The organism is Rhodoferax sp. RT5P35, from assembly GCF_056521385.1.
Genome location: NZ_JBWMAX010000248.1, coordinates 1 through 1172 on the forward strand (window position 1 = coordinate 1; position 1172 = coordinate 1172).

General features: G+C 68.3%; 1 protein-coding gene. It reads right to left on the reverse strand.

Going from position 1 to position 1172, the window contains the following annotated elements; all coding sequences use genetic code 11:
- The coding region (locus AC097L_RS25385) for an MmgE/PrpD family protein (protein WP_479589476.1) at window positions 1-1172 on the reverse strand (1172 nt) is incomplete at both ends.

Consider the following 1172-nt stretch of genomic DNA (forward strand, 5'->3'; position numbering starts at 1 on the left):
GCCGCCTGGTCCAGGCCTAGCACGGCAGTGCAGATGGCCTGCGCATGGGCCGCAGAAAAATACAGCCCGGCGTTGTCCATGAACTTGGCGACCACATCGGCATTGGCCACCGGACGCTCGGGGTGGCCGCGGTTGACGGCCTCGCGGTGCACCCGCTGGCTGCCATCGCGCAGCACCACACGCACTTCGCCGCTGTAGTGGCGGGGAAAGGTGGCATCCGGGTCCACGCGGTACTGCACCTTGTCCATCAGCGCCTGGATGGCGGTGTCCAGATAGGCCTCAGGCAGCAGCTCTTTCAGCCCCAGGCGGCCACGCGCCAGGCCGCTGGCTACGGCATAGGGCAGGCTGAACTTGGCGTCGTATTCGTTCTGCGGGCGGCACTTGCGGGCGGCGGGTTCGCACACCAGCTCCACCGCCGCTTGCGGCACCAGCACCTCCACACGCTCGACCTCACCGATGTCCAGCCCGGGCAGCGCAATGGCGGCATCGGTAGCGGCATGGACAAAGTGGCACATGGCAAAGGGCTTGACGGCAATCTGCATCAGCTCCCACACAGGGGCGCGGCCATCGGAGCCCAGCCCGCGCGTGGCGATGTCCAGATCCAGCCTTGCGGGGTCACCCAAGTGGCTGCGGTACAGGCCGTAGCGCCCGGTATACGGGGCCTGCGGCGCGACGATGCCGTGGGCGGCAAAGCTGGCAGCGGTCAGCCCGGCCTGCGCAGCCCAGCCCGCATGCACGCGCTTGGTCCAGGCACCGTCTTCGATAAATTGCAGGCTGCCACTGGCCATGGACAAGGCCGCGCCCTGGGCGTGTACCAGCGCTGCTGCATCCAGCCCCAACAGCTTGCCCGCGGCTAAGGCGCTGGCAAAGGTACCCACCAGACCGGTGGGGTGAAAGCCCTGCTGGTGAAAACCGCCCTGCACCGCGCTGGCGATACGGGCCCCGGCTTCCACGGCGGCAATGTAAGCCGTCAACAAAGCGCCGCCGCTGGCACCGCGCTGCACCGCCAGGCTCAGCACCGCGGGCAGCACACTGACGCTCAGGTGCACCACACCGGCCATATGGGTGTCGTCGAAGTCCAGGCCGTGCATCAGCATGCCGTTGAGCATCACCGCGTCGCGCAGCCCCATGCGCTCGCCAAACCCCACCACACCCGCCGCACCCTGCACACC